The sequence below is a fragment of the Pseudomonas cichorii genome, from assembly GCF_018343775.1.
GTDB lineage: Bacteria > Pseudomonadota > Gammaproteobacteria > Pseudomonadales > Pseudomonadaceae > Aquipseudomonas > Aquipseudomonas cichorii.
In genome coordinates this window covers 1,578,051-1,599,169 of record NZ_CP074349.1, presented here as the reverse complement: position 1 = coordinate 1,599,169, position 21,119 = coordinate 1,578,051, and the positions used below count along the sequence as shown (strand labels likewise).

The 21,119-nt window shown below is 59.1% G+C and carries 17 protein-coding genes; 5 read left to right on the top strand and 12 right to left on the bottom strand.

What is annotated here, in order from left to right; translation table 11 throughout:
• Positions 1–246 precede the first annotated feature (246 nt).
• The 7 genes from KGD89_RS07190 to KGD89_RS07160 all read right to left on the bottom strand — a co-directional run bounded on the left by KGD89_RS07190 (position 247) and on the right by KGD89_RS07160 (position 8,328).
• The gene (locus KGD89_RS07190; protein ID WP_025259120.1) at positions 247–2,481 is read right to left on the bottom strand and encodes an ATP-binding protein; all 2,235 of its coding nucleotides are present in this window, start codon (positions 2,479–2,481) and stop codon (positions 247–249) included.
• Positions 2,478–3,092, bottom strand: coding sequence for a biliverdin-producing heme oxygenase (locus KGD89_RS07185; protein WP_025259119.1), 615 nt, complete (start codon positions 3,090–3,092; stop codon positions 2,478–2,480). The genes KGD89_RS07190 and KGD89_RS07185 overlap by 4 nt, the downstream gene beginning before the upstream one ends.
• A 389-nt stretch (positions 3,093–3,481) precedes the next feature.
• The gene (locus KGD89_RS07180; protein ID WP_025259118.1) at positions 3,482–5,515 is read right to left on the bottom strand and encodes an LTA synthase family protein; all 2,034 of its coding nucleotides are present in this window, start codon (positions 5,513–5,515) and stop codon (positions 3,482–3,484) included.
• 70 nt (positions 5,516–5,585) lie between these two features.
• On the bottom strand, positions 5,586–6,179 hold the full coding sequence (locus tag KGD89_RS07175; protein WP_025259117.1) for a hypothetical protein: 594 nt from the start codon (positions 6,177–6,179) through the stop codon (positions 5,586–5,588).
• Positions 6,176–7,477, bottom strand: coding sequence for a sialidase family protein (locus tag KGD89_RS07170; protein ID WP_025259116.1), 1,302 nt, complete (start codon positions 7,475–7,477; stop codon positions 6,176–6,178). The genes KGD89_RS07175 and KGD89_RS07170 overlap by 4 nt, the downstream gene beginning before the upstream one ends.
• Before the next feature lie 39 nt (positions 7,478–7,516).
• Positions 7,517–8,062, bottom strand: a complete 546-nt coding sequence (locus tag KGD89_RS07165) for a cytochrome b/b6 domain-containing protein (RefSeq protein WP_025259115.1) — start codon at positions 8,060–8,062, stop codon at positions 7,517–7,519.
• Positions 8,062–8,328, bottom strand: coding sequence for a PepSY domain-containing protein (locus KGD89_RS07160; RefSeq protein ID WP_025259114.1), 267 nt, complete (start codon positions 8,326–8,328; stop codon positions 8,062–8,064). Before KGD89_RS07160 ends, KGD89_RS07165 begins: the two co-directional genes overlap by 1 nt.
• A gap of 171 nt (positions 8,329–8,499) precedes the next feature.
• Between KGD89_RS07160 and KGD89_RS07155 the strand changes: the two genes are divergently transcribed.
• Together KGD89_RS07155 and KGD89_RS07150 are read left to right on the top strand one after the other, a co-directional pair.
• Positions 8,500–9,162, top strand: coding sequence for a response regulator (locus KGD89_RS07155; RefSeq protein ID WP_025259113.1), 663 nt, complete (start codon positions 8,500–8,502; stop codon positions 9,160–9,162).
• Positions 9,159–10,535: an ATP-binding protein gene (locus KGD89_RS07150; protein ID WP_025259112.1), complete on the top strand. Its 1,377-nt coding sequence runs from the start codon at positions 9,159–9,161 to the stop codon at positions 10,533–10,535. The genes KGD89_RS07155 and KGD89_RS07150 overlap by 4 nt, the downstream gene beginning before the upstream one ends.
• 47 nt (positions 10,536–10,582) lie before the next feature.
• Here the strand turns inward: KGD89_RS07150 and KGD89_RS07145 are convergent, their stop codons facing one another.
• The 3 genes from KGD89_RS07145 to amaB form a co-directional block, all read right to left on the bottom strand.
• A complete protein-coding gene (locus KGD89_RS07145; protein WP_025259111.1) occupies positions 10,583–11,968 on the bottom strand; it encodes an amino acid permease in 1,386 nt (461 codons plus the stop codon).
• A 281-nt stretch (positions 11,969–12,249) separates the two neighbouring features.
• Positions 12,250–13,536, bottom strand: coding sequence for an L-pipecolate oxidase (amaA, locus tag KGD89_RS07140; protein WP_025259110.1), 1,287 nt, complete (start codon positions 13,534–13,536; stop codon positions 12,250–12,252).
• A gap of 59 nt (positions 13,537–13,595) precedes the next feature.
• On the bottom strand, positions 13,596–15,086 hold the full coding sequence (gene amaB / locus KGD89_RS07135) for an L-piperidine-6-carboxylate dehydrogenase (RefSeq protein ID WP_025259109.1): 1,491 nt from the start codon (positions 15,084–15,086) through the stop codon (positions 13,596–13,598).
• Positions 15,087–15,231: 145 nt separating this feature from the next.
• Between amaB and KGD89_RS07130 the strand changes: the two genes are divergently transcribed.
• The 3 genes from KGD89_RS07130 to hglS all read left to right on the top strand — a co-directional run bounded on the left by KGD89_RS07130 (position 15,232) and on the right by hglS (position 18,941).
• Positions 15,232–16,143 carry a LysR family transcriptional regulator gene (locus KGD89_RS07130; protein ID WP_025259108.1) on the top strand — a complete coding sequence of 304 codons (912 nt, stop codon included), beginning with the start codon at positions 15,232–15,234 and terminating at the stop codon, positions 16,141–16,143.
• Positions 16,144–16,283: 140 nt separating this feature from the next.
• Positions 16,284–17,534 carry a 2-aminoadipate transaminase gene (locus KGD89_RS07125; RefSeq protein ID WP_025259107.1) on the top strand — a complete coding sequence of 417 codons (1,251 nt, stop codon included), beginning with the start codon at positions 16,284–16,286 and terminating at the stop codon, positions 17,532–17,534.
• A gap of 42 nt (positions 17,535–17,576) precedes the next feature.
• On the top strand, positions 17,577–18,941 hold the full coding sequence (hglS, locus tag KGD89_RS07120; protein ID WP_025259106.1) for a 2-oxoadipate dioxygenase/decarboxylase HglS: 1,365 nt from the start codon (positions 17,577–17,579) through the stop codon (positions 18,939–18,941).
• A 77-nt stretch (positions 18,942–19,018) separates the two neighbouring features.
• On the opposite strand, the gene KGD89_RS07115 is transcribed toward hglS, so the two are convergent.
• Complete coding sequence (locus KGD89_RS07115) at positions 19,019–19,741, bottom strand: transporter substrate-binding domain-containing protein (protein WP_025259105.1); 723 nt, start codon at positions 19,739–19,741, stop codon at positions 19,019–19,021.
• Positions 19,742–19,759: 18 nt separating this feature from the next.
• Positions 19,760–21,082 (bottom strand): MFS transporter, encoded by a 1,323-nt coding sequence (locus tag KGD89_RS07110; protein WP_025259104.1) that lies wholly within the window; start codon positions 21,080–21,082, stop codon positions 19,760–19,762.
• Between the last annotated feature and the right edge of the window lie 37 nt (positions 21,083–21,119).

Sequence of the window (21,119 nt, the reverse complement as noted above, 5' to 3'; positions counted from 1 at the left end):
CTCCAGGAAAGTTCACACAGAAGAAAGGGTAAAGCCTGCCAGAAAGGTCCTGCACAGAAGGGATTTTCGTTAGCTGAAGTAACGAACTCACAGCAACCGCGTAGAGGTAATGCTGATCCGTTAAAGTCATGAATTACGTTGTGGGAGGCAGCTTGCTGGCGACTTCATACAGACACAGAATATCTGCCGGTTTTCAGGCCTTTATCGCCAGCAAGCTGACTCCCACAAGTTTGTACCCGGATATGCCTACACCGCCACCGGCACCGTAAACCTGAACTCGCTCCCCTCGCCCACCGTGCTGTCTGCAGTCAGCACGCCGCCGTGAGCCTTGATGATGCCTTGGGAGATGTAGAGCCCAAGGCCGGTACCGGTCGGGTTGCCTTCCTTGATGGTCCAGTAGCGCTCGAAGATGTGCGGCAGTTGCTCGGGCTGGATACCTTCGCCGGAGTCGCGCACGGTGAAGACGATCTCGTTGCCGTCAGGCACTGCGGCCACGTCGATCCTGCCTTGCTTGGGCGTGAACTTGATGGCGTTGCCAATCAGGTTCGACAGCACCTGGAACAGGCGCTCCGGATCGGCGCTGACTCTCAGGTCCGGTTCGCTATGGAAGGAGATATCGATGGATTTATCCATGGCCAGCGGCGCCAGCAATGAATAGGCTTCCTCGAAAATATGACTCACTTCCAGCGGCTGAGGCGAAATGATGTAGCGGCCTGCTTCGATTTTCGAGGTGTCTAGCAAGTCTTCCAGCAGAACATTCATGCGGCTGGCAGCCTGTTGCATGGTGTCGATGGCGGAAGAAATGCGCCGCGAGGTGTGTGGGCCATCGGAGCTGAAGGCTTTTTGCATCATGCCGCAAAGCATGGAGATGACCGTCATGGGGTTGCGCAGGTCATGGGACACAACCGCGACCAGTTCATCCCTGGCACGCACTGCCAACTGCTCACGGCGGACCTGACGGGCAAGGTCGTCTTCCAGCGCCGAGCGGCGCAGGTCGTTGGCGGCGAAGACATCGCCATGGCTCCACTTGGTAGAAATGCCCGCCATCTCGACTTTCCAGATCTCGAACGACGTGCGCGGCCTCAGGCGCAGGCCCGCGCCTGAGCCTTCCATATCCAGCGGCTTGTTCGGGTTGCCGCTCCACTGAATGCTTTCCTTGACCTCGGGACGGAACCACAACACGCCGTTGTCGACCGGTTTGGGCAGGCTCATGGCCAGAACACCGCTGGCATGCTGCTGATAAGCCTCGGCCGCAGGATAGACACTCGACAGATGATGACTGGAAAAGACCTGCTGCCCTCTTGCCATCAGCCATTTATGCAGCGCCTTGATTTCAGCAGGCTCAGGGCAGGTGCCAAAGACATGCAATTGCTTGTCTTCAATGATCGCCACACCCGAAGCGCCCACCAGATCCATTAATACTTGCGGTTGTTGTCCCAGACCGTCGAAGACGTTTTCCGAAGCCGACACCATGGAGTCGTTCAGGCTCTTGAGCATTTGCAGCTTCGCCTCGCGCTGACGGCTGACTTCCAGCGCCTCCATTGCGCGGATCTGCAACGACAGGACCTGACCGATGGCCTGGCAGGCGCCGCGCAGTTCGTGAGACACGTACAGTGGCGTGCGGTGGCCGCAACTGATCAGGCCCCAGAGTTTGTCGTCCTTGAGCAGGGAAACGCTCATGGAAGACAGCACGCCCATGTTCTTCATGTATTCGCAGTGGATCGGAGAAACACTGCGCAGTGTCGAGAAACTCAGGTCCAGCGGCTGCCGGGTATCTGGACGCAACTGTGGAATCAGCGGAACCGGCGTGTAATCGGCATCGGGAATGATGCGCAACCAGTTGCGACGATAGAGTTCGCGAGCCTGGTCCGGAATGTCCGAGGCAGGGAAGAACAAGCCGTTAAACAGCTCCATGTCCGGCGAAGAGGCTTCGGCGATGACTTGGCCGTGGCCCTCTTCTTCAAAACGGTATATCAATACACGGTCATAGCCGGTCAGTTTCTGGATTTCGCGAACACTGATTTCATACAGCGCCTGCAGTGTCTTGGCCGCCTGCAATTGGCGCAGCATGCGCCCCAGATTGGAAATCCGCTCACTGTTGGCGACCTGCGAATCCTTGTCCTGAACTTCAAGCTCCAGCACCAGCACGCCCTGGTGCCGATGCAGCATCGCCTCAAATTCACGGCCATTGAGGGTGATCAGAAGTTGCGGAATGTCGTTGAATGACTCCTGAAGGCTGGCGCTCTTGAGCACGGCAGCCCACCCCTCCCCCACAACCGACTCAAGCGGCTGCCCAAGGATGTGATCGGGGTTCTTGTCGAGCAGTTCCTGCACATTGGCGCTGACCTGCAATATGACAAAGTCCGGCTCGGTGACGGTGAACAACACGCCGTGAGGCTGAATGGCACCCGGATACTGGATAGGCTCGTTTGCACAATTGGCCAACAGGGCTTCAAAAGTATCTTTATCGAGTTGGCTCATAACAGTACCTCTTGACCATCGAGCCAGTGCTCGAAACATGCAAATGTGGATTGGGCCGCCAGCACGGTAGCCTCTGTGGTTGCAGCGTCGGCCGGCACGCTGTCCATATAGGCCAGGAACGCTTTCCAGCGCATGCCGGTGGCACTGCCATAAACATTCAGAAAAGCCGAGCCACTGTGCTCGTCCAGCCCAAGTCGCTTGTGGATTTCACGGCGCAGGATCTGTCCGCCGAGAGTAGCGCCCTCCAGAACATACAACACGCCAAGGCAGGCTCCGGGCGAATCGATCACCGGCAATTGCCTGCATTGGGCCAGTAAGTTTATGGCCTGCTCTGTCATGCCAAGGGTTTGCAGATCCTGAAACAGCACAGGGGTTTTGACTCGCTCGGCTGGCGTCAGTTCTGCCGGTATCAAGCCACTGGCCTGCAAAGCAGCTTCCAGTGGGCGGTAGAAACCGTAGTAAGCCTGGAGCAGACGAAGGTAGTAAACGCTGTTTAAAACAGAAGAGAAAAACGGCAGGCGCTTTTCCAGACCGACATGCAGTTGATTCGTTTCAGCACGCAGAGCATCAAGCAGTCTGGCCGGGGAAGCCTGGGTACACGTTGCCAACATCCACAATGCTCTCAAAGGTGGGAACGACAAAAAACCGCATCCAGGCGAAATAGAGCCCCCAACATACAGACTGCCGACGATATCCGACAGAGCTTTACAAGAATTACCGATGAATTACAGAAGGTTAAGCATCGGAAAAGTCTGTTGTTGAACTGCGAAATTTTACCTGAAGGACAATTTTCAGCGTAGCAGAGCACTCACACTGTCTGCTATTCCATTACCAGGTGCGAAAACTCGTTTACGTCGCGCAAGCGCTTCTGGATCACAGAGGCAGAAACATTTATTTCAGACAGGCCGCGATGGGCGTGGATGATGAGGGATTGCGGGTAAAGCATGCCCCTTCATTGCGACTGAATGTCGTGAATGAAGGGGCGGGTGAAAAGCGCTGATCAGCGCACGTTGCGATACAGCATCAAGCGCGAACTCTCATGCAGACCGCGCGTCAGGTCGCGTAACCGCTCAAACTCCTCAGGGTTCTGCTCGGCAACGTTGTCCAGCGGGGTCCGCGAGGCCAGGTCATGCAGCGTGGGCGAACTGCCATCGTGCTCCATTTGCAGCAGGTAATGCCGGGTGACAGCACCGATCAGCGGGAAGGTGCCTTCACGCAAGACCAGCGGCACCACTCGCTCGCCTTCCGGTGCCGGTTGCTGGATATCGCGCCCCATGGCGCCATTGCTGAATTCGACGCCCGCCATGCCGGCGACCGTGGGCAGCAGGTCCGCCAGCCCGACCGCTTCTTCGATGACCCGCGAGCCCAGCAGTGCAGGCGCGTGAATCAGCAGCGGAACGTTATTGCTCTCCAGCCCCAGTTGCTCGAAGGCCGGCGCCATATGAGGAATCTGGCTGATGCGGGTGTTGTGGTCGCCAAACATCACGAAGATGGTGTTCTCGTAGTAGCCACCCGCCTTGGCCAGCTCCATCAGACGCCCGATATTAAAGTCCAGCAGACGCACGGCGTTGTACTGCTCGACACTGCGCGAACCCGCCGCCTGCACCTGTTCCAGCGTCAGGTTGCTGACCTCGAAGCCATCGTTCTCCTTGGGAATGGTGAAGGGCCGATGATTGCCTGCGGTCTGCACATACGCAAAGAACGGCCGGTCCTTGGGCAGTTCGCGCAGGATCTTGTCGCTTTCCTTGAACAGGTCCAGATCGGAAATCCCCCACACATCCACCTGCGGCGACTTCCAGTCACGCTCGTCATACAGGCGCACGTCATCGATGCTGCGACGAATCAGGGCATTCATGTTGGCCCAGCCCGAGTTGCCGCCAATCATGTAGAGCTTCTGGTAATCCTTGAAGTCATTGATGATCGTGTTCTGGCGGGTCAGCAGCGGATGGCGCGTCGCGGTTTCCTGACGGGTAACATCCGGTACGCCAGTGATGCTGGCCCAGACTGTTTTGGCCGTGCCGGTCACCGGAACATAGAAATGCCTGAAGAACCAGCTTTCGGTCGCCAGACGATCCAGGTTCGGCGTGGGATTGAGCGGGTTGCCATAAGCCCCTACTGCGCTGGTGCCCAGGGATTCGAGCATCACGAAAATCACGTTCGGCGCACGCTCGCCGTCGATCCGGTAAGGCTGCACGGGCTGCTGGCGTTTGAAGTTCAGGGCCTGGGCATCGGGCTGCTGGACACTCAGGTAATGGGCGACCACGTCATAGTGCTGACGCACCTGACCTTCGTCGTAGCGGGATTGGGAAACCTTGAGGGTGTCATACAGAAACAGCGCAGGGTTGAGCCCCAGAGCTGCCACTTGGTTATTGCCGGAGAAAAACGCATCGCTCCAGCGCAACGGCACCGGGTTTTCCAGGTTGAGGTTTTCCACACGGCCAAGCAGCCCCAGGAAAGTCGCGCAGACAATCACTGCCGCGCCCCAGGCCGCCGACCAGCGTTTGACCGGGTGTGGTGCTCGATCAAGCGTCATGCGCTCCAGCCAGATCAGGACGCGGCCCAGCACCAGCAGGGTCAGCAACCAGCCGAGGCTGATCCACACCACCGGATAGGTTTGCCACAGCATGTCGCGAGAAATCTGGGCATCGTCCAGATAGCGCAGGACACTGGCGTTGAGCCTTACGCCGAGGTAGGCGTAATGGCCGAAGTCGATGACATGAATCATCGTCAGCGCCAGCAATGCCAGCAGCAGGTATGAACGACCTATCCAGCGCAGGGCACGGACGCTGACCATGTTCCAGCGAGGCACGTACAGCAGGAAAGCCACCGGCAGGGACACCAGCAGCGCCAGACGCAAGTCGAAGCGAAAACCGATGCCCAGGGTTTGCAGCACGGTCGGGTCGCTAAACAGCTTCTCGTGCTCGACCCCGGAAAAGCTCCAGAAGAACACGCCCCTCAACAGTGCCGACAACAGGAAAAACAGCACGATTGTGCCTGCCCAATACTGCAGGCGTCGTGATTGCAGCCAACTCATTTTTATTCCTCTGGTAGTGCATTTCTGTAGAGCAATCGGGCGGAGTTCTGCTTATTCGCGAATACGTTCGCTACAGGCTGGGTTGTGTGCGATGGCGATACAGGCGGCGTGCAACGAATACCAGCAACGCAATGCAGCCGTACAACGCCAGGAACGGGTCGATCAGGTAATCCCAGTAGTTTTCCGAAGGTTTGATCCGGAAGGTGAAGGCCAGTGTGGCCAGCGCCAGCATCAAGGCACCCAGATGGCTGCGCAGGTACAGCAGGCCAAGGGTGATGATTCCGACAATAATGATCATTGGCCGTGGGTTGAAGCCCCAGCGGTAAGGGTCGAAATACGTAATGCCCAGCGTGGCCGGGTAAAGAATCAGTGCCAGCGCCGCGAGTACCGACAGCACCAGCAAACGCTGGCGACTCTCCAGAGGCTGGATGAGCCCCAGGCGCTGGGCGGTCAGCCAGACCAGGCCGACAAGGCTCGGGATCGCCAGGTCATCGCTCAAGCTGCGCACATAGGACGCCAGTGACAGACCATCGATGGACACCACACTCGCCAGCGAAGCACCGGCCAGTATCACCAGACGCCAGCGCTGCGAGGATGTCCAGGAAGACAGGATCAGAAACAGCACCAGCGCAAACGCCAGATGTGTCAGCCATTGCGCGATCATAACAAGTGCTCCGCCAGCCAGGCTTCGTTGAAGCTGACATGCTTGATAAAGGTGTTGTTCCAGGAATAGACCAAGTGGTACATGCCGTCCGGGCTGCGGATGAAATACGGGTATTCGTATTCAAAATCGCACCCTTGCGGCGAGCAGACTCGCTGGTCCAGGTTGCTCAGGAACTCCGCTTCCAGAGACTGGCGCCGCGCACCACTGGAGGCCCGGAAACCTTCACCGAGGATTTCCCGATAGGCCTCCAGCGAGAACGGATTGCCCAGCGGATCGGGGGATTTATCCAGGTCGATCACCGGGCGCCACTGGTTCATCTGCTCATCAGTGCCGTACAGGCTCAGTTTGAAGCGACCGTCACGCAAGTCATTCAGGGCCACCAGCAGACCGCGCCCCGGCACACCGACCGCCGCCAGCGACGAGTTGGGGTTGCTCGGCTCCAGCGGGTGCGGCTCGCTCCAGGTCTGGCCGCCATCTTCGGTGCGGCTGGCCAGTACGCGGTGATAGGTATTTCCCGCATAGCGCAGCAAGGCCACGGCCCGCTGCCCGTCCAGCGGTACGACCGTGGGTTGCAGGGAGTTGGTGCCGCGACTGATGCGGAACTTGTCGATCACGTCACCGCTGGGGCTCAGGTAAAGGTACTCGGCAAACTTGCCCAGAAACTCGTGATAGACCGGCAGGCCGATGGAGCCATCAGCATGAAACACCGGTGCTGCACGAACCAGAGTGCTGATGTTCAAGAAAGGCGAAGTGATCAACTGACGCGGCTGCGACCAGGTGGCGCCCATGTCCTGAGACACCATGGCATTCACCGAACTCCCGGCCCAGCCGCCCACCGACACCGACACATAAAACAGCCAGAGGCGTTGGTCAGGAGCCAGTGCGACCACCGGATTACCCAGCTTGCGAATGTATTTGCCCGTGCCGGCCTGGGTGGACTCACGGGTCGCCAGCACCTGTTCATTGCCCCACTCACCGGCGCTGGCATCGAATCTGGAGGCGCGAATCTCCACATCCCCAGCGCCTTCGCGGGAGCCGGCAAACCACACCGACATCAGGTCGCCACCGGGCAAGGCGGTAACAGCGGACGAATGCACGAAATCATCGAGGTCGGAGGATGCAAAACGCGAACTATAAGTCGCCGCCGTCGCAACAGCGCCCTCGGCACTGATCGGCGTCTCGCTGACCGCGAAAGGAGAAAGCTTGTGCAGCGGATGGCTGAGCCAGGCGCTGAGAAAAATCAAGACAACAGCAAGGCCTGCGCTCCATGCAGCCAGGTTTCGGGAAATAACGGGCATGAAAATCCAGCACCTTAGCGAAGGGAGTTACGGGTCTGTTCAGTTGTCGGTTTGCTCGGGCAATGAGCGCCGCTTGCCGGTCAACATCGACAGCGGCAGGTTGTCACGCACCTGAAAGCTCTCGAATATCGCGGCGGCCATGTGCAGCACCACCAGTGCGCAAAGGGCGTCAGCCAGAGTTTCGTGAATCTGCAGCGGCCAGTCGGCGCCCCACAGGGCATCCACTTCTTCCATCATCCAGCCGGTCAGGCCGATGGAGAAAATCAGCGCCATCATCAGGACCATGACCAGCGCGCCCAGAGGCGAATGACCGAGCCGGTGAACAGGTCGCCGGTCGATCAGCGACTGCACATGAGCACGCAAACGGCTCGGGCTCGGCCAGAAGTCACTCCAGCGGGCACTGCGCGGCCCGATGAATCCCCACACCACTCGCACGCTCAGCCAGGCAACGGCGTAATAGCCCAACCAGACATGCCAGTCGCCGCCTGCTTCATTAAAGAAGTAGTTGGCAATGAAGACGCCCGCGACAGAGAGATGAAACAGTCTGACCAAGGGGTCCCACAGGCGCAGGGAAACCCGGTTCATCAGCCCTTGATCTCTGTCTTCACGGCCTTGCCGGACACAGGGTCATGGTAGATTTCGACCTTGCGTTTGTCCTTGTCGAAGCCGTAGATCTCGTAGCAGTTGCCGTCGGTGACCTTGAACTTGCTGATCTGGTAACCCTGGGCCTTGAGTTGTTCCTGGAACTTGGCCTGGTCCTGCCACTGGGATTTGTCGGCGGTGGTGCATTGCGGGCCGGCAAGCGCCAGAGGGCTGGCCATCAGCAAGGAAATCAGCAGGACTTTACGCATGTTCGATACTCGCAGCAGTTAAGGAGTCGCTACTGTGCGAAAGCAATCTTAGGAAAAGCTTAAGGTGTAACAGGTCGTTACATCTTCTCGACATATGGCTCTACGCGAGCCACGCCCATAACGGCATCATGGCGCCCCGTCCTGCCCCCAATCCATTGCCCGGAACCTCTTATGCGTCTGCTTCTGGTGGAAGATGATCGTGCCATCGGCCAAGGCATCAAAGTCGCCTTGAACACCGAAGGCTATACGCTTGACTGGATCGAGGACGGGCTCAGCGCCCTGCATGCCCTGCGCAGCGAGCGCTTCGACCTGCTGCTGCTGGACCTCGGTCTGCCGCGTCTGGACGGCTTCGACCTGCTGCGCCAGTTGCGCTCCGAACAGCAATCGCTGCCGGTGCTGATCCTGACGGCCCGTGACGGCACTCAGGACCGCATCGCCGGGCTGGATGCCGGAGCCGACGATTATCTGATCAAGCCTTTCGACGTCAACGAACTGAAAGCCAGGGTGCGCGCCCTGTTGCGCCGCAGTCAGGGTCGGGCGCAACCGCTGCTGGAGCACGCCGGCATCAGCCTGGACCCGGCCTCGCAACAGGTCAGCTTTCAGGGCAGTGAAGTCCCCATGACGCCGATGGAGTATCAGTTACTGCATCAACTGATGATCCGTCCCGGCAAGGTCGTCACTCGCGAGCGTCTGTCTACCACGCTCTATGGCTGGCAGGAAAAAGTCGAAAGCAACACCCTGGAAGTGCTGATTCACAACCTGCGCAAGAAACTGTCCACTGACCTGATCCGCACCGTTCGCGGCGTCGGTTACCTGCTGGAGCTCAAGGCATGACCTCGGTACGCGCACGCATCCTTGCCCCGGTATTGCTGCTGTTGCTGCTGGGCGATCTGATCATCGGCCTGCTGGTGCTGCGCGACAGTCACCATGAAATCGAAGAAGTCTACGACGCCCAACTGGCGCAGAGTGCCCGCTTGCTGCAAGGCGTGCTGCGCCAGCGTGTCGAGGACGAAAAGGATCTGAACAAGTTGTATGAAGCGTTCGATGAAGCCATGAGCAGGGTCGGCACCAGCGGCGTGGCGCATCCTTACGAAACCCGCCTGACGTTTCAGGTCTGGCGTACTTCGGGAGAGTTGCTGGTGCGCTCGGCCGAAGCCCCGGTGCTCACTGAGCCGCCAAGAGAAGAAGGCTCCCACGACTTGGTGGAGAATGGCCGTGAATGGTGTGGCTTCCTGCTGGCCGATCCGCAGCAAGGTTTCATTATCTGGGTCGGCGAGCGCGACGATGTGCGTCAGGGTCTGATCCAGATCATTGTGAGCCACACCGTCTGGCCGACCGTGATTGGCGTGCCGTTATTGATCGTGTCCATCTGGCTAGTGATCGGCTGGGGCCTGCGCCCGTTGCAATCCATGGCACAGGTGATCCGCAAGCGCGATGCAGAGAGCCTGGAGCCTCTGGCGCTGTCGCCATTGCCCAAGGAGCTGGAGCCCATGCAGACAGCGCTCAACCGTCTGCTGACCCAGATCGACAATCTGCTGGAGCGCGAACGACGCTTTATTGCCGATGCAGCCCATGAACTGCGCACGCCCTTGACCGTGCTGCGCATTCACGCGCAAAACGCCCGTCAGGCCGAACTCCCCGAACAACGCCTGGAAGCACTGGATTTTCTGGTCAGCGGCGTCGACCGGGCAGCCCGTATCGCCAGCCAGTTGTTGACCATGGCAAGGCTTGAACCACACTTGAGTCCAGAGCAATTGAAGACCTTTGAGCTCAATACGCTGGTCCAGGAAGAAATGGCCGAACTCACGCCGCTGGCGCTGGAGAAACGTGTAGAGCTGGTGCTGGAAGCCGATGAGGTATGCGTGATCCACAGCGATCCGGGTGCCATCACCATCGCCTTGCAGAACCTGCTGACCAACGCACTCAACTTCGCCCCTGCCGCCAGCGAAATCCGGGTGGTGTTGCAGCGTCAGGAGGATGGCAGCGCTCATCTATGCGTCGAAGACGCCGGCCCCGGTATCGACGAACACCACAAGGCACGGCTGCTGGAACGCTTCTACAGCCAGGGCAACAGCAATGGCGCGGGATTGGGGCTGGCGATTGTCGACATGATCGTGCGCAAGCTGCAAAGCAGCCTGCACCTGGGCAACTCACCACAAGGCGGGCTGCGGGCGGAATTGCGGATCAGTAGCGCTCTTCGTGAATGAATTCGCTCCTTCAAACCGCGTAGGAGCGAATTCATTCGCGAACCCGATCAAACCCCAGGCACATACACCCCTGCCGTCTTGCGACGCACCAGGGCAATCAACAGAATCGTCCCGGCCACCGCTGCCGTCATCAGGGTTTCATAGCGGTAGTTGGGGCTGATGAGCATGTAGCCCAGCACCAGAGTGATCAGCCCGATCACCAGCCAGGTCAGCCAGGGGAACAGCCACATCTTGAAGGCCGGTTCCTGGCCTTCCCTCTCCAGCCTTGTGCGCATCCGCAACTGGGAAACGGCAATCACCAGATACACCAGCAGCGCAATGGCGCCCGTGGTGGACAGCAGGAAGCCGAACACCTTGCCCGGAAAGGCGTAGTTCACAAAGCAACCGACAAAACCTGCCAGGGTGGAAGCGATCACCGCCACGGTCGGCACACCGCTGCCGGAAACCCGCTTGATCTGCGCCGGAGCTTCGCCACGTGCGCCCAGGGAATACAGCATCCGCGAAGCCGTGTAGAGACCGGAGTTCATGCAACTGGTGACCGCCACGAACACCACGATATCCACCACCATCTTGGCGCCCGGCACATTGATGATTTCCAGCGCCCGCTGGAATGAACCCACTTGCAGCAAGCGCGGATCGTTCCAGGCCACCAGTGAAACGATAAAGAAGATCGAGAAGATGTAGAAAATCGCGATGCGGTACACCACAAGATTGGTGGCCCTGCGAATTTTCTCTTTGGGGTTGGCCGTTTCGTCGGCGGCGATGGTGACGATTTCTGCGCCGAAGAACGAAAAGATCGTGATCAATACCCCGCCCAGTACCGCGCCGAATCCGTTGGGCATGAAGCCGCCGTTCTGCCAGAGCTGCGAAACGCCGGAGGTTTCGGCCAGCGGCCAGACGCCCAGCACCGCCAATGTGCAGACCCCGATGAACGCCAGAATCGCAATCACCTTCACCAGCGCGAACCAGTACTCGAACTCACCGAAATTCTTCACGCTCACCAGGTTGGTACACGACAGCGTGATCATGATCAGAAAGGCGAACAGCCAGGACGGCACCGAGGGCATCCAGGCATGCAGGATGTCGGCACCGGCAATGGCTTCGACCGGAATGATCAGCACCCAGAACCACCAGTAAAGCCAGCCGATGGTAAACCCGGCCCATGGCCCGATGGCCTGCCCGGCATAAGTCGAGAACGAACCGCTGTTGGGATTGGCAATCGCCATTTCACCCAGCATGCGCATCACCAGCAATACCAGCAGGCCGGCAATACCGTAGGAAATCAGAATCGCAGGCCCTGCCGTGGCGATGGCCTTGGATGAGCCGATGAACAGGCCGGCACCGATGATCCCGGCAATGGAAATCATCGAAACCTGCCGGGATGTCAGCCCGTGTTTCAGGGAACGGTGCTCGTTCTTTTTATGGGAAACCATGTTCTACCCTCAACGTTGAGGTTGCACAGGACGGCCCACGAAGAAGCAGCCCGACGACGCAACCTGTTTTTGAATAAGCATTCTTGTTGGCGCAGTGTTGTCACTGCTTTTATGGGCTTACTTTCAAACGGAATTCAGATAGACCGGATGCCGAAAGACCGCCACGGCAAAGCCGGGCGAGGTATGAAACTTGCCATGTGTATTTCCTTGAGTCGATTTCGTACGGCAGCAGAAATTGAACGAGAACTTTTGTTGTATGGCGTTTTATTCGTTATAGAAAATCAGAGTACGACCCGCAGACATTGCCCCGCGTGATACAGCGTAAAACCGGCATCGTAGGCCAGTGTGCGCAATGAACTGCCCGTGACTGCCTTGCTCTTGGAAAAGCTCACCGGCAGAGACTTGGCATCGTTGCTCAGCAGGTAATCCGCAAAACATTTGCCCACCAGTGTTCCGGTGGTGACGCCACGGCCATTGAAACCGGTGGCGGCCAACAGACCGGGAGCCGGCTCGAACAGACGCAGCAGGTGGTCTGGCGTAAAGCCGATACGGCCTGTCCAGGTGCTTTCCCACTCGACCTTGCCCAGTTGCGGGAAATAGTGCTGCTGAATGCGGTCAGCCCACTGGCGGATAAACCACAGCGGATAATTGCCCGCATTACCCAGACTGCCCAACACCAGACGCCCGTGCGCATCGCGACGAATACTGCTCAATACCTTGCGGGTATCCCAGGAACCCTGCCCGCCGTGAAGAATGCCTTCCTGCTCGGGACCCGTGAGCGGCTGCGAGGCCACCTGATAGTAGTAACCGGCAAAGATATGACTCTTCACATCGGTCCATTCGCCTTCGGTGTAGGCATTGGAAGCGATGATGACTTTTTCGGCCCGCACACTGCCCTGACCGGTGCTGACCTTCCAGCCATCGTCCGTGCGCTGCAGCCCGGTTACCGGAGAGTCGCCGAAGATCATCCCGCCCCGCGTAACCACACTGTTCGCCATGCCAGCGACATAGGCCATGGGGTTGACGGTACCGGCCCGATAATCCAGCAACGCACCGGCTATTTTGGTAGTCCCGCAGGCATCTTCGCAGGCCTTGCCGGTCAGCAGTTCGACGTTGGCGCCACGGCGCTGCCATTGCTCGGCGCGGCTGCGCAGGTCAGCCAGGCCGCTGGCGTTATGCGCCATATGCAGGGTGCCGGTACGGGTTTCCTGACAGTCGATCTTGTATTTGTCGATGGTGGAAAACACCAGAGCCGGTGCCGCACCCAATGCGCCATTGAGGCGATTGGCCTCGGCGCTGCCCAGGACTTTTTCCAGATCGTCCGGCGCCACCCAGGTCCCTGCGTTGACCAGCCCCACGTTGCGACCCGAACCACCGTGGCCCACCTGATGGGCTTCAACGATGCACACCGACTTGCCGCCTTCGATCAACTGAAGGGCGGCGGACAGGCCGGTATAACCACCACCGATCACGCAAACGTCAGCCGTTCGCTCACCGCTCAATGGCAGATGGCTGGGCCTTTGCGGCGTCAGTTGCTCCCACAGGCACTCTTGACGAAATTGCGTCATTGCAACACTCCAGCCCCATGAAGTTTCAGGCTCGCAGGGCGAGCCTGATGCCCTGTCTGTCAGTCGAACACGATGCCCTGAGCCAGCGGCAGTTCGCGGGAATAGTTGACGGTATTGGTCTGACGACGCATGTAGGCCTTCCAGGAATCGGAACCGGACTCACGCCCGCCACCGGTTTCCTTCTCGCCGCCAAATGCTCCACCGATCTCTGCACCGCTGGTGCCGATATTGACGTTGGCAATGCCGCAGTCACTGCCCGCCGCACTCTGAAAAGCCTCGGCTTCACGAAGGTCGGTGGTGAAGATGCATGACGACAGACCTTGCGGCACTTCGTTGTTGAGGCGCAGTGCTTCCTCGAATTCGTCGTAAGCCAGCACGTAGAGAATCGGCGCAAAGGTTTCGTGACGCACGACATCGCTCTGGGCCGGCATCTCGGCAATGGCCGGAGTCACGTAGTAGCCATTGGGGTATTTGTCCTGCAACTGGCGCTCGCCGCCGAAGACCTGGCCGCCCTCATCACGGGCCTTGCCCAGCGCATCCTGCATGGCTGCAAAAGCCTGCTTGTCGATCAGCGGACCGATCAGGTTGCCTGCACGCGGATCGCCGACACGTACCTTGGCGTAGGCCGCTTTCACACGCGCAACCACTTCGTCCTTGATGGAGCGATGCACGATCAGACGACGCAGCGTGGTACAGCGCTGACCGGCAGTACCGACCGCGCTGAAAAGAATGCCGCGCACAGCCAGATCCAGATCGGCGCTCGGGGCCAGGATCATGGCGTTGTTGCCGCCCAGCTCCAGAATGCTGCGACCGAAACGAGCCGCTACACGCGGACCCACTTCACGGCCCATGCGGGTGCTGCCTGTGGCGCTCACCAGCGGCACACGCGGGTCATCGACCAGCGCTTCACCGGCTTCACGGTCACCGATGACCAGTTGCGTCAGCCCTTCGGGCGCATCACCGAAGATTTTCAGGGCTTTCTCAAACAAGGCCTGGCTGGCCAGAGCGGTCAGTGGGGTTTTCTCGGAAGGTTTCCAGATCACCGGGTTGCCGCACACCAGTGCCAGCGTGGTGTTCCAGGCCCAGACTGCCACCGGGAAGTTGAAGGCGCTGATAACACCCACCACGCCCAGCGGATGCCAGGTTTCACGCATGTGGTGGCCTGGACGTTCGGAAGCGATGGTCAAGCCGTACAACTGACGGGAAAGGCCGACGGCGAAGTCGCAGATGTCGATCATTTCCTGCACTTCACCCAGACCTTCCTGAGTGATCTTGCCGGCTTCGATGGACACCAGTTCGCCCAGCGCAGCTTTGTGTTCGCGCAGCACTTCACCAAAGATGCGCACCAGCTCGCCACGACGTGGCGCCGGAACCGTGCGCCATTTCAGAAAAGCGGTGTGGGCGCGGTCGATGCGGGCCACGACCTGCGCCTTGCCCTCCAGGTTGACGGAGGCAATCTGACTGCCATCGATTGGGGTGTAGACGGGGTAGTCCCCTTCTGTGTAAGCACTTTTCGCTACGCCCAGGCTTTCTAACAAATTGGCAACCACATTGATTCTCCTGCAGATGACACTGGTTGAAATCATTGATGTGGATCAGTATTGACCCGCAACAGTCCTTGTCACAAACGACCATTTAGAAAAACATGATTCCGTTTTGGAATGAACCATCCCGCACGTCAACAGGTAACCGTGAATGTCCAAGCGTTTGATGCCCTCAACGACCGCCTTGCAGTGTTTCGAAGCCTCGGCCCGTCACTTGAGCTTCACTCGCGCAGCCCAGGAATTGCACCTCACCCAGAGCGCCGTGAGCAAGCAGGTCGCGCAACTGGAAGAGATGCTCTGCCACCCGCTGTTCCAGCGTATCCGCCGCCGTCTGCACCTGACGCCAGCGGGCGAGTTGTACATGGCCGAGGTGAACAAGATCCTCATTCAGGTCGACATGTCGAGCCGCTACATCCTGACCTATGGCGGCGAAACAGAGGTACTGAAAATCGCCACCCAGCCGACGTTCGGCGACCGTTGGCTGGTGCCGAATCTCAAGGGTTTCGGCAGCCAGAACCCCGGCATTCACCTGGACATCCGCAGCGAGCTGGAACCCTTCGATCTGGTCAGGGCCAAGGCCGATGTGGCGTTCTTTTTCGGTCAGGGCACCTGGCCCGGCGCCACCTGTATCGAGCTGTTCAAGGAAGAAGTGGTCCCGGTGTGTGCGCCGGACCTGCTGGCCCACGGCGACATCCCCAGCGCTCAGGCCCTGACCGGCCATACCCTGCTGCAATGCACCTCGCGACCGGAGGCCTGGCATGAATGGTTTCTGGAGCAGAACCTGCATTCGCAAAGCAGCTATCACGGCCCGCGTTTCGACACTTTTTACATGTGCATTCGTGCCGCTCAGGCCGGTTGCGGCATTGCCCTGATTCCGCGCTATCTGGTCAGCGAGGAACTGGCCGAAGGCAAGCTGGTGATTGCCTGGGACCACCCGATGCAGAGCGATGGCTCGCACTTTCTGGCCCATGCCGAACATGCGGCGCAAGTCCCCAAGGTCAAGGCGTTCGTGGAGTGGATCAAACAGCGGGTAAAAGCCCGACATTCAGAATTATTGGAATGACACGACGATTTTATTTCGTTTGCGGGGCATGTCCGTTGTTCGTTTAGATAGACCCAACGTTCAACACAGCAGGATGCCCCGATGTCTTCGCCGAACACCCTCTCCAGAACCCGTCGTGATTCGTTGCCGGAGCGTTTCCAGTGAGCAACGAAAATATCAGCGCGTCCATTTCATTCGTTCACCCTGTCACCCTTTCCCACGGCAAGAACGCCGAAGTCTGGGACACGACCGGCAAGCGTTATATCGACTTTGTCGGCGGCATTGGCGTGCTGAACCTGGGCCATTGCAACCCGCGGGTGGTCAAGGCCATTCAGGAACAGGCCGAAAAACTGACCCATTACGCCTTCAACGCAACGCCCCATGATCCGTATATCCAGTTCATGAACACGCTGGAGCAGTTCATGCCGGTCAGCTACCCGCTCAGCGGCATGCTGACCAACAGCGGTGCGGAAGCGGCAGAAAACGCCTTGAAGATCGTGCGCAGCGCCACCGGTCGCACGGCGGTCATTGCCTTCGATGGCGCCTTTCATGGCCGTACCCTGGCGACCCTGAACCTCAACGGCAAAGTGGCCCCCTACAAACAGCGTATCGGCGTACTGCCTGGCACCGTCTATCACATCCCGTTTCCGAGCAAGGACACAGGCGTCACCACTGCAGAAGCGCTGAAGGCCATGGATCGTCTGTTCAGCGTCGAACTCGATGTCAGTGATGTGGCCTGCTTTATCTTTGAAGCGGTTCAGGGCGAAGGTGGTTTCCTGCCCATGGAGCCTGAGTTCGCACAGGCGCTGCGCACGTTCTGTGATGAGAAGGGCATTGTGTTGATTGCCGACGAGATCCAGTCCGGTTTCGGTCGCACCGGACAGCGCTTTGCCTTCAGCCGCCTGTGCATCGAGCCGGACCTGATTCTGCTCGGCAAAAGCATCGCAGGCGGCATACCGCTGGGCGCGGTGGTGGGACGCAAGCACTTGCTCGACACCCTGCCCAAAGGCGGCCTGGGCGGCACCTATTCCGGCAACCCCATCGCCTGCGCGGCCGGGCTGGCGTCGCTGGCGCAAATGAGCGACGAAAACCTGTCGCAATGGGGCGAAACCCAGGAAAACATCATCCTCAGCCGCTACCGTTCCTGGCAGGAGAAAAAACTCTCGCCTTATCTGGGCAGGCTGACCGGCGTCGGTGCCATGCGTGGCATCGAACTGATCACCCCCGAAGGCGCACCGGGCACCCAGCAACTGGCGCAACTGCTGCAACTGGCCAGGGACGCCGGGCTGTTGCTGATGCCCAGCGGCAAGTCACGGCACATCATCCGGTTGCTGGCACCGTTGACCATCGAGCCGGATGTACTGAATGAAGGGCTGGATATTTTCGAGCGCTGTCTGGCAGCACTGGACTGAACGCCACCTGTTAAACGGAATTCGTGCGGAGAAACGATCCAGATGAACACTGCAACCTTTGCAAACCGTGATGAGATTCGAGCCAGCTTTTCCCGCGCCATGTCGCAGATGTACAAGACCGAAGTGCCGCTCTACGGCACCTTGATGGAGCTGGTGTCCGAGGTCAACGACGGGGTCATGACCCATCAGCCTGACGTTCTGGAGAGCCTGAAGCAGACAGGCGAAATCCAGCGCCTGGACAAGGAGCGCCATGGCGCGATCCGGGTCGGCACTGCACTGGAACTGGCAACCCTCGCCCGGCTGTTCGCGGTCATGGGCATGGAGCCTGTGGGCTATTACGACCTGACGCCTGCCGGTGTGCCAGTCCACTCCACCGCGTTTCGGGCGGTACATGAGCAGTCGTTGCAGGTCAGCCCGTTCCGGGTCTTCACCTCGCTGCTGCGCCTTGAACTGATCGAAAACGATGAGCTGCGCACCTTTGCTGCAGAGGTGCTGGCCAGGCGGATGATCTTCACGCCCAGGACATTGGCGCTGATTGAAAAGCACGAGCAGCAAGGCGGCTTGAGCGAGTCGGACGCGAGTGAGTTCGTGCAGCAAGCACTGGAAACCTTCCGTTGGCACAACAGCGCGACGGTTTCGTTGCAGGACTACAAACGGCTCAATGCCCAGCATCGCCTGATTGCCGATGTCGTGGCCTTCAGAGGCCCGCATATCAACCACCTGACCCCGCGCACTCTGGATATCGATGCCGTTCAGGCCGGCATGCCCGGCAAAGGCATCACGCCCAAAGCCGTGGTGGAAGGCCCGCCCCGTCGCCAGTGCCCGATTCTGTTGCGCCAGACCAGCTTCAAGGCGCTGGAGGAAGCCATCACGTTCAGCGGCGAGTCCGGCAGCCATTCGGCCCGCTTTGGTGAAATAGAACAACGCGGCGCAGCACTGACGCCCAAAGGCCGGGCACTGTACGACCAGTTGCTGAATGCGGCCCGCGACGAACTGGGCGAATTCCCCAACGAAGCCAACTCGGTGCGTTATGCCCAATTGCTGGAGAAAGCCTTCCTGGCCTTCCCCGACAGCTACCAGGAAATGCGCGACCAGGACCTGGCCTACTTCCGCTATTTCCCCACCGAACAAGGCATCGCCGCCCGCCAGAACGGCTCACAACCCGGCGATCTGGAACAACAGATAAAGGCCGGGCACATTCGTTTCGAGCCATTGGTGTATGAAGACTTCCTGCCGGTCAGCGCTGCGGGCATCTTCCAGTCCAATCTGGGCGACGACGCACAGTCGCATTACACGACCGGCTCCCATCAGGACGAATTCCAGAAGGCTCTGGGGCGTCAAACCATCAATGAATTGAAGCTGTATGCCGATACCCAGCGCCGTTCATTGGAAGCACTGGGGCTGTAAAAAAGTGAGAGGCGGCTTATCGATGACGGCTGGAGATGCCGCCAAGCCGCCTCCAATAGCCACCGAACAATGCCCCCTCAAGCGACGGTCACATCCGCCTGGCCACTTTCGACCAATGCGTTTTTGACAAAGCCCTCAGCCTTCTTGCGCTCGACAAAGGCCCTGACAAACGCCGCGCCAGCCTCACACTGGCGCGGTACGGCCATGGCCTGGCGGATGGAGGTGAATGCGCCGTCCAGTACGCGGTAGCGCGAATCGCTGGCCGCGACCTTTTCCAGCGGCTGACGCACACCCGCTGCCGCCTCCAGGCCTTGTTCGATGAACAGGTCCACAGCCCCCGCTGAAGTGTCCGCTCGTTCCAGACGGGCATTTTTCAGGGTGCGACTCAGGTACAGGTCATAGGCCGCGCCCTTGCCTACTGCAATCCCGATACCCGGCTGGTCAAGCTCTTCGACCGAGACATAAGGCGCCTGGGCCTTCACCAGATACGTGCCCTCGATAATCACATAAGGCTCACTGAACGCGACCTGCTCCTCACGAACCGGCTCGATGGCCAGGAACGCGATATTCCAGATGCCTTCTGACAGCGCCGCGAAAACCTTGCCCGCCGCATCGAAGGTCACCATCTCCAGAGGCACGCCCAGCTCCTGCGCCAATGCCTTGGCCAAAGCGACTGACACACCTTGCGGCGAGCCATCCGGCGCTTTCTGGACCAGCACCGGATTGCCGAAATTGATGGCAGCGCGAAGCACACCCTGAGGTGCCAGATCATTGATTACTGCCGGGCTGATCGAACTCATCGAACTCTCCTCAAATGCTTAGCGGGCTTGCTGGCTCAGGGCCTGGCCTTCGTCGGCAGGCGGATTGGTGACGCGCATCAGGATCGTCATCAGGAAACCTGCCAGCAACAGCGCAGAAAGAAACAGTAACCCATTGGCCGCGCTCTGGCTGTTGCCTTTGACCATACCGATCAGAGAGGGGCCTACAAAACCTCCCAGGTTGCCGATGGAGTTGATCACGGCAATGGAAACCGCCGCCGTCGAACGGGTCAGGAACAGTGTCGGCAAGGCCCAGAAGGGAGACTTGAAGCTGTAGAGGCCTGAAAGGCTCAGACAGATCATGGCCATTGCCAGAACCGGACTCTGCAAGGCCCCCGCCCCCATCAAGCCCAGCGCCGCCACCAGCAACGGAATCGCCGAATGCAGCTTGCGCTCGTTGCGTCGGTCGGAGCTGCGCGACCAGACGATCATCGCAACGGTGGCGACGATATAAGGCAGCATCGCAATCAAGCCGATCTGTGTGTGGGTCAACGAGTCGGAAAAACCTTTGATGATCTGCGGCATCCAGTAGCCAATCCCGAGGCTGCCGCACTGATAGACGAAGTAGATGAACGACAGATAGAGGACCTTGGGATTGGTCATGGTCTTGTAGACGCTCAGGCTCTTCACGTTCTTGCGGCTTTGACGATCGCGTTCGAGTTCGTCCACCAGCCAGGCCTTTTCATGGGGCTTGAGCCACGTGGCCTGCTCGGGACGGTCCGTGAGATAGAACAGGCAAGCGATGCCCAGAAAAACCGCCGGTATGCCTTCAAGGAACAGCATCCAGCGCCAGCCACTCCAGTTGAACCAGTTCACGTTATCCATGATCCAGGTGCTCAAGGGCGCGCCGATGATGTAACTCACCGGAATTGCCGCAGTGAACAGCGCAACGGTGGTTGCCAGCTCTTTGGAGCGAAACCAGAAGGTCAGGTAGACAATGATGCCGGGAAAGAAACCCGCCTCGGCCACGCCCAGCAGAAAGCGCAGCACATAAAGCTGGTTGGCGTTCTGGGCAAAGGCCGTCAGGGCTGCAATGAACCCCCAGGTCACCAGAATGCGTGCAATCCAGACCCGGGCACCGAACTTGTTGAGCATCACGTTGCTGGGGACTTCAAACAAGAAGTAACCAATGAAGAAAATTCCCGAGATGAATCCGAATGCTTCACTGGTCAGGGCCAGTTCCTTGTTCATTTGCAGCGCCGCATAACCGATATTGGCGCGGTCCAGATACGAAACGATGTACAGCAGGAAAACAAACGGAATGATCCGCAGGGTGACTTTGCGGACGACCGCAGTTTCGTCGATTGCAGTGTTGTTATTCATGGCGACCTCACGGGATGCGGGGCGGTGCCTGCATCCA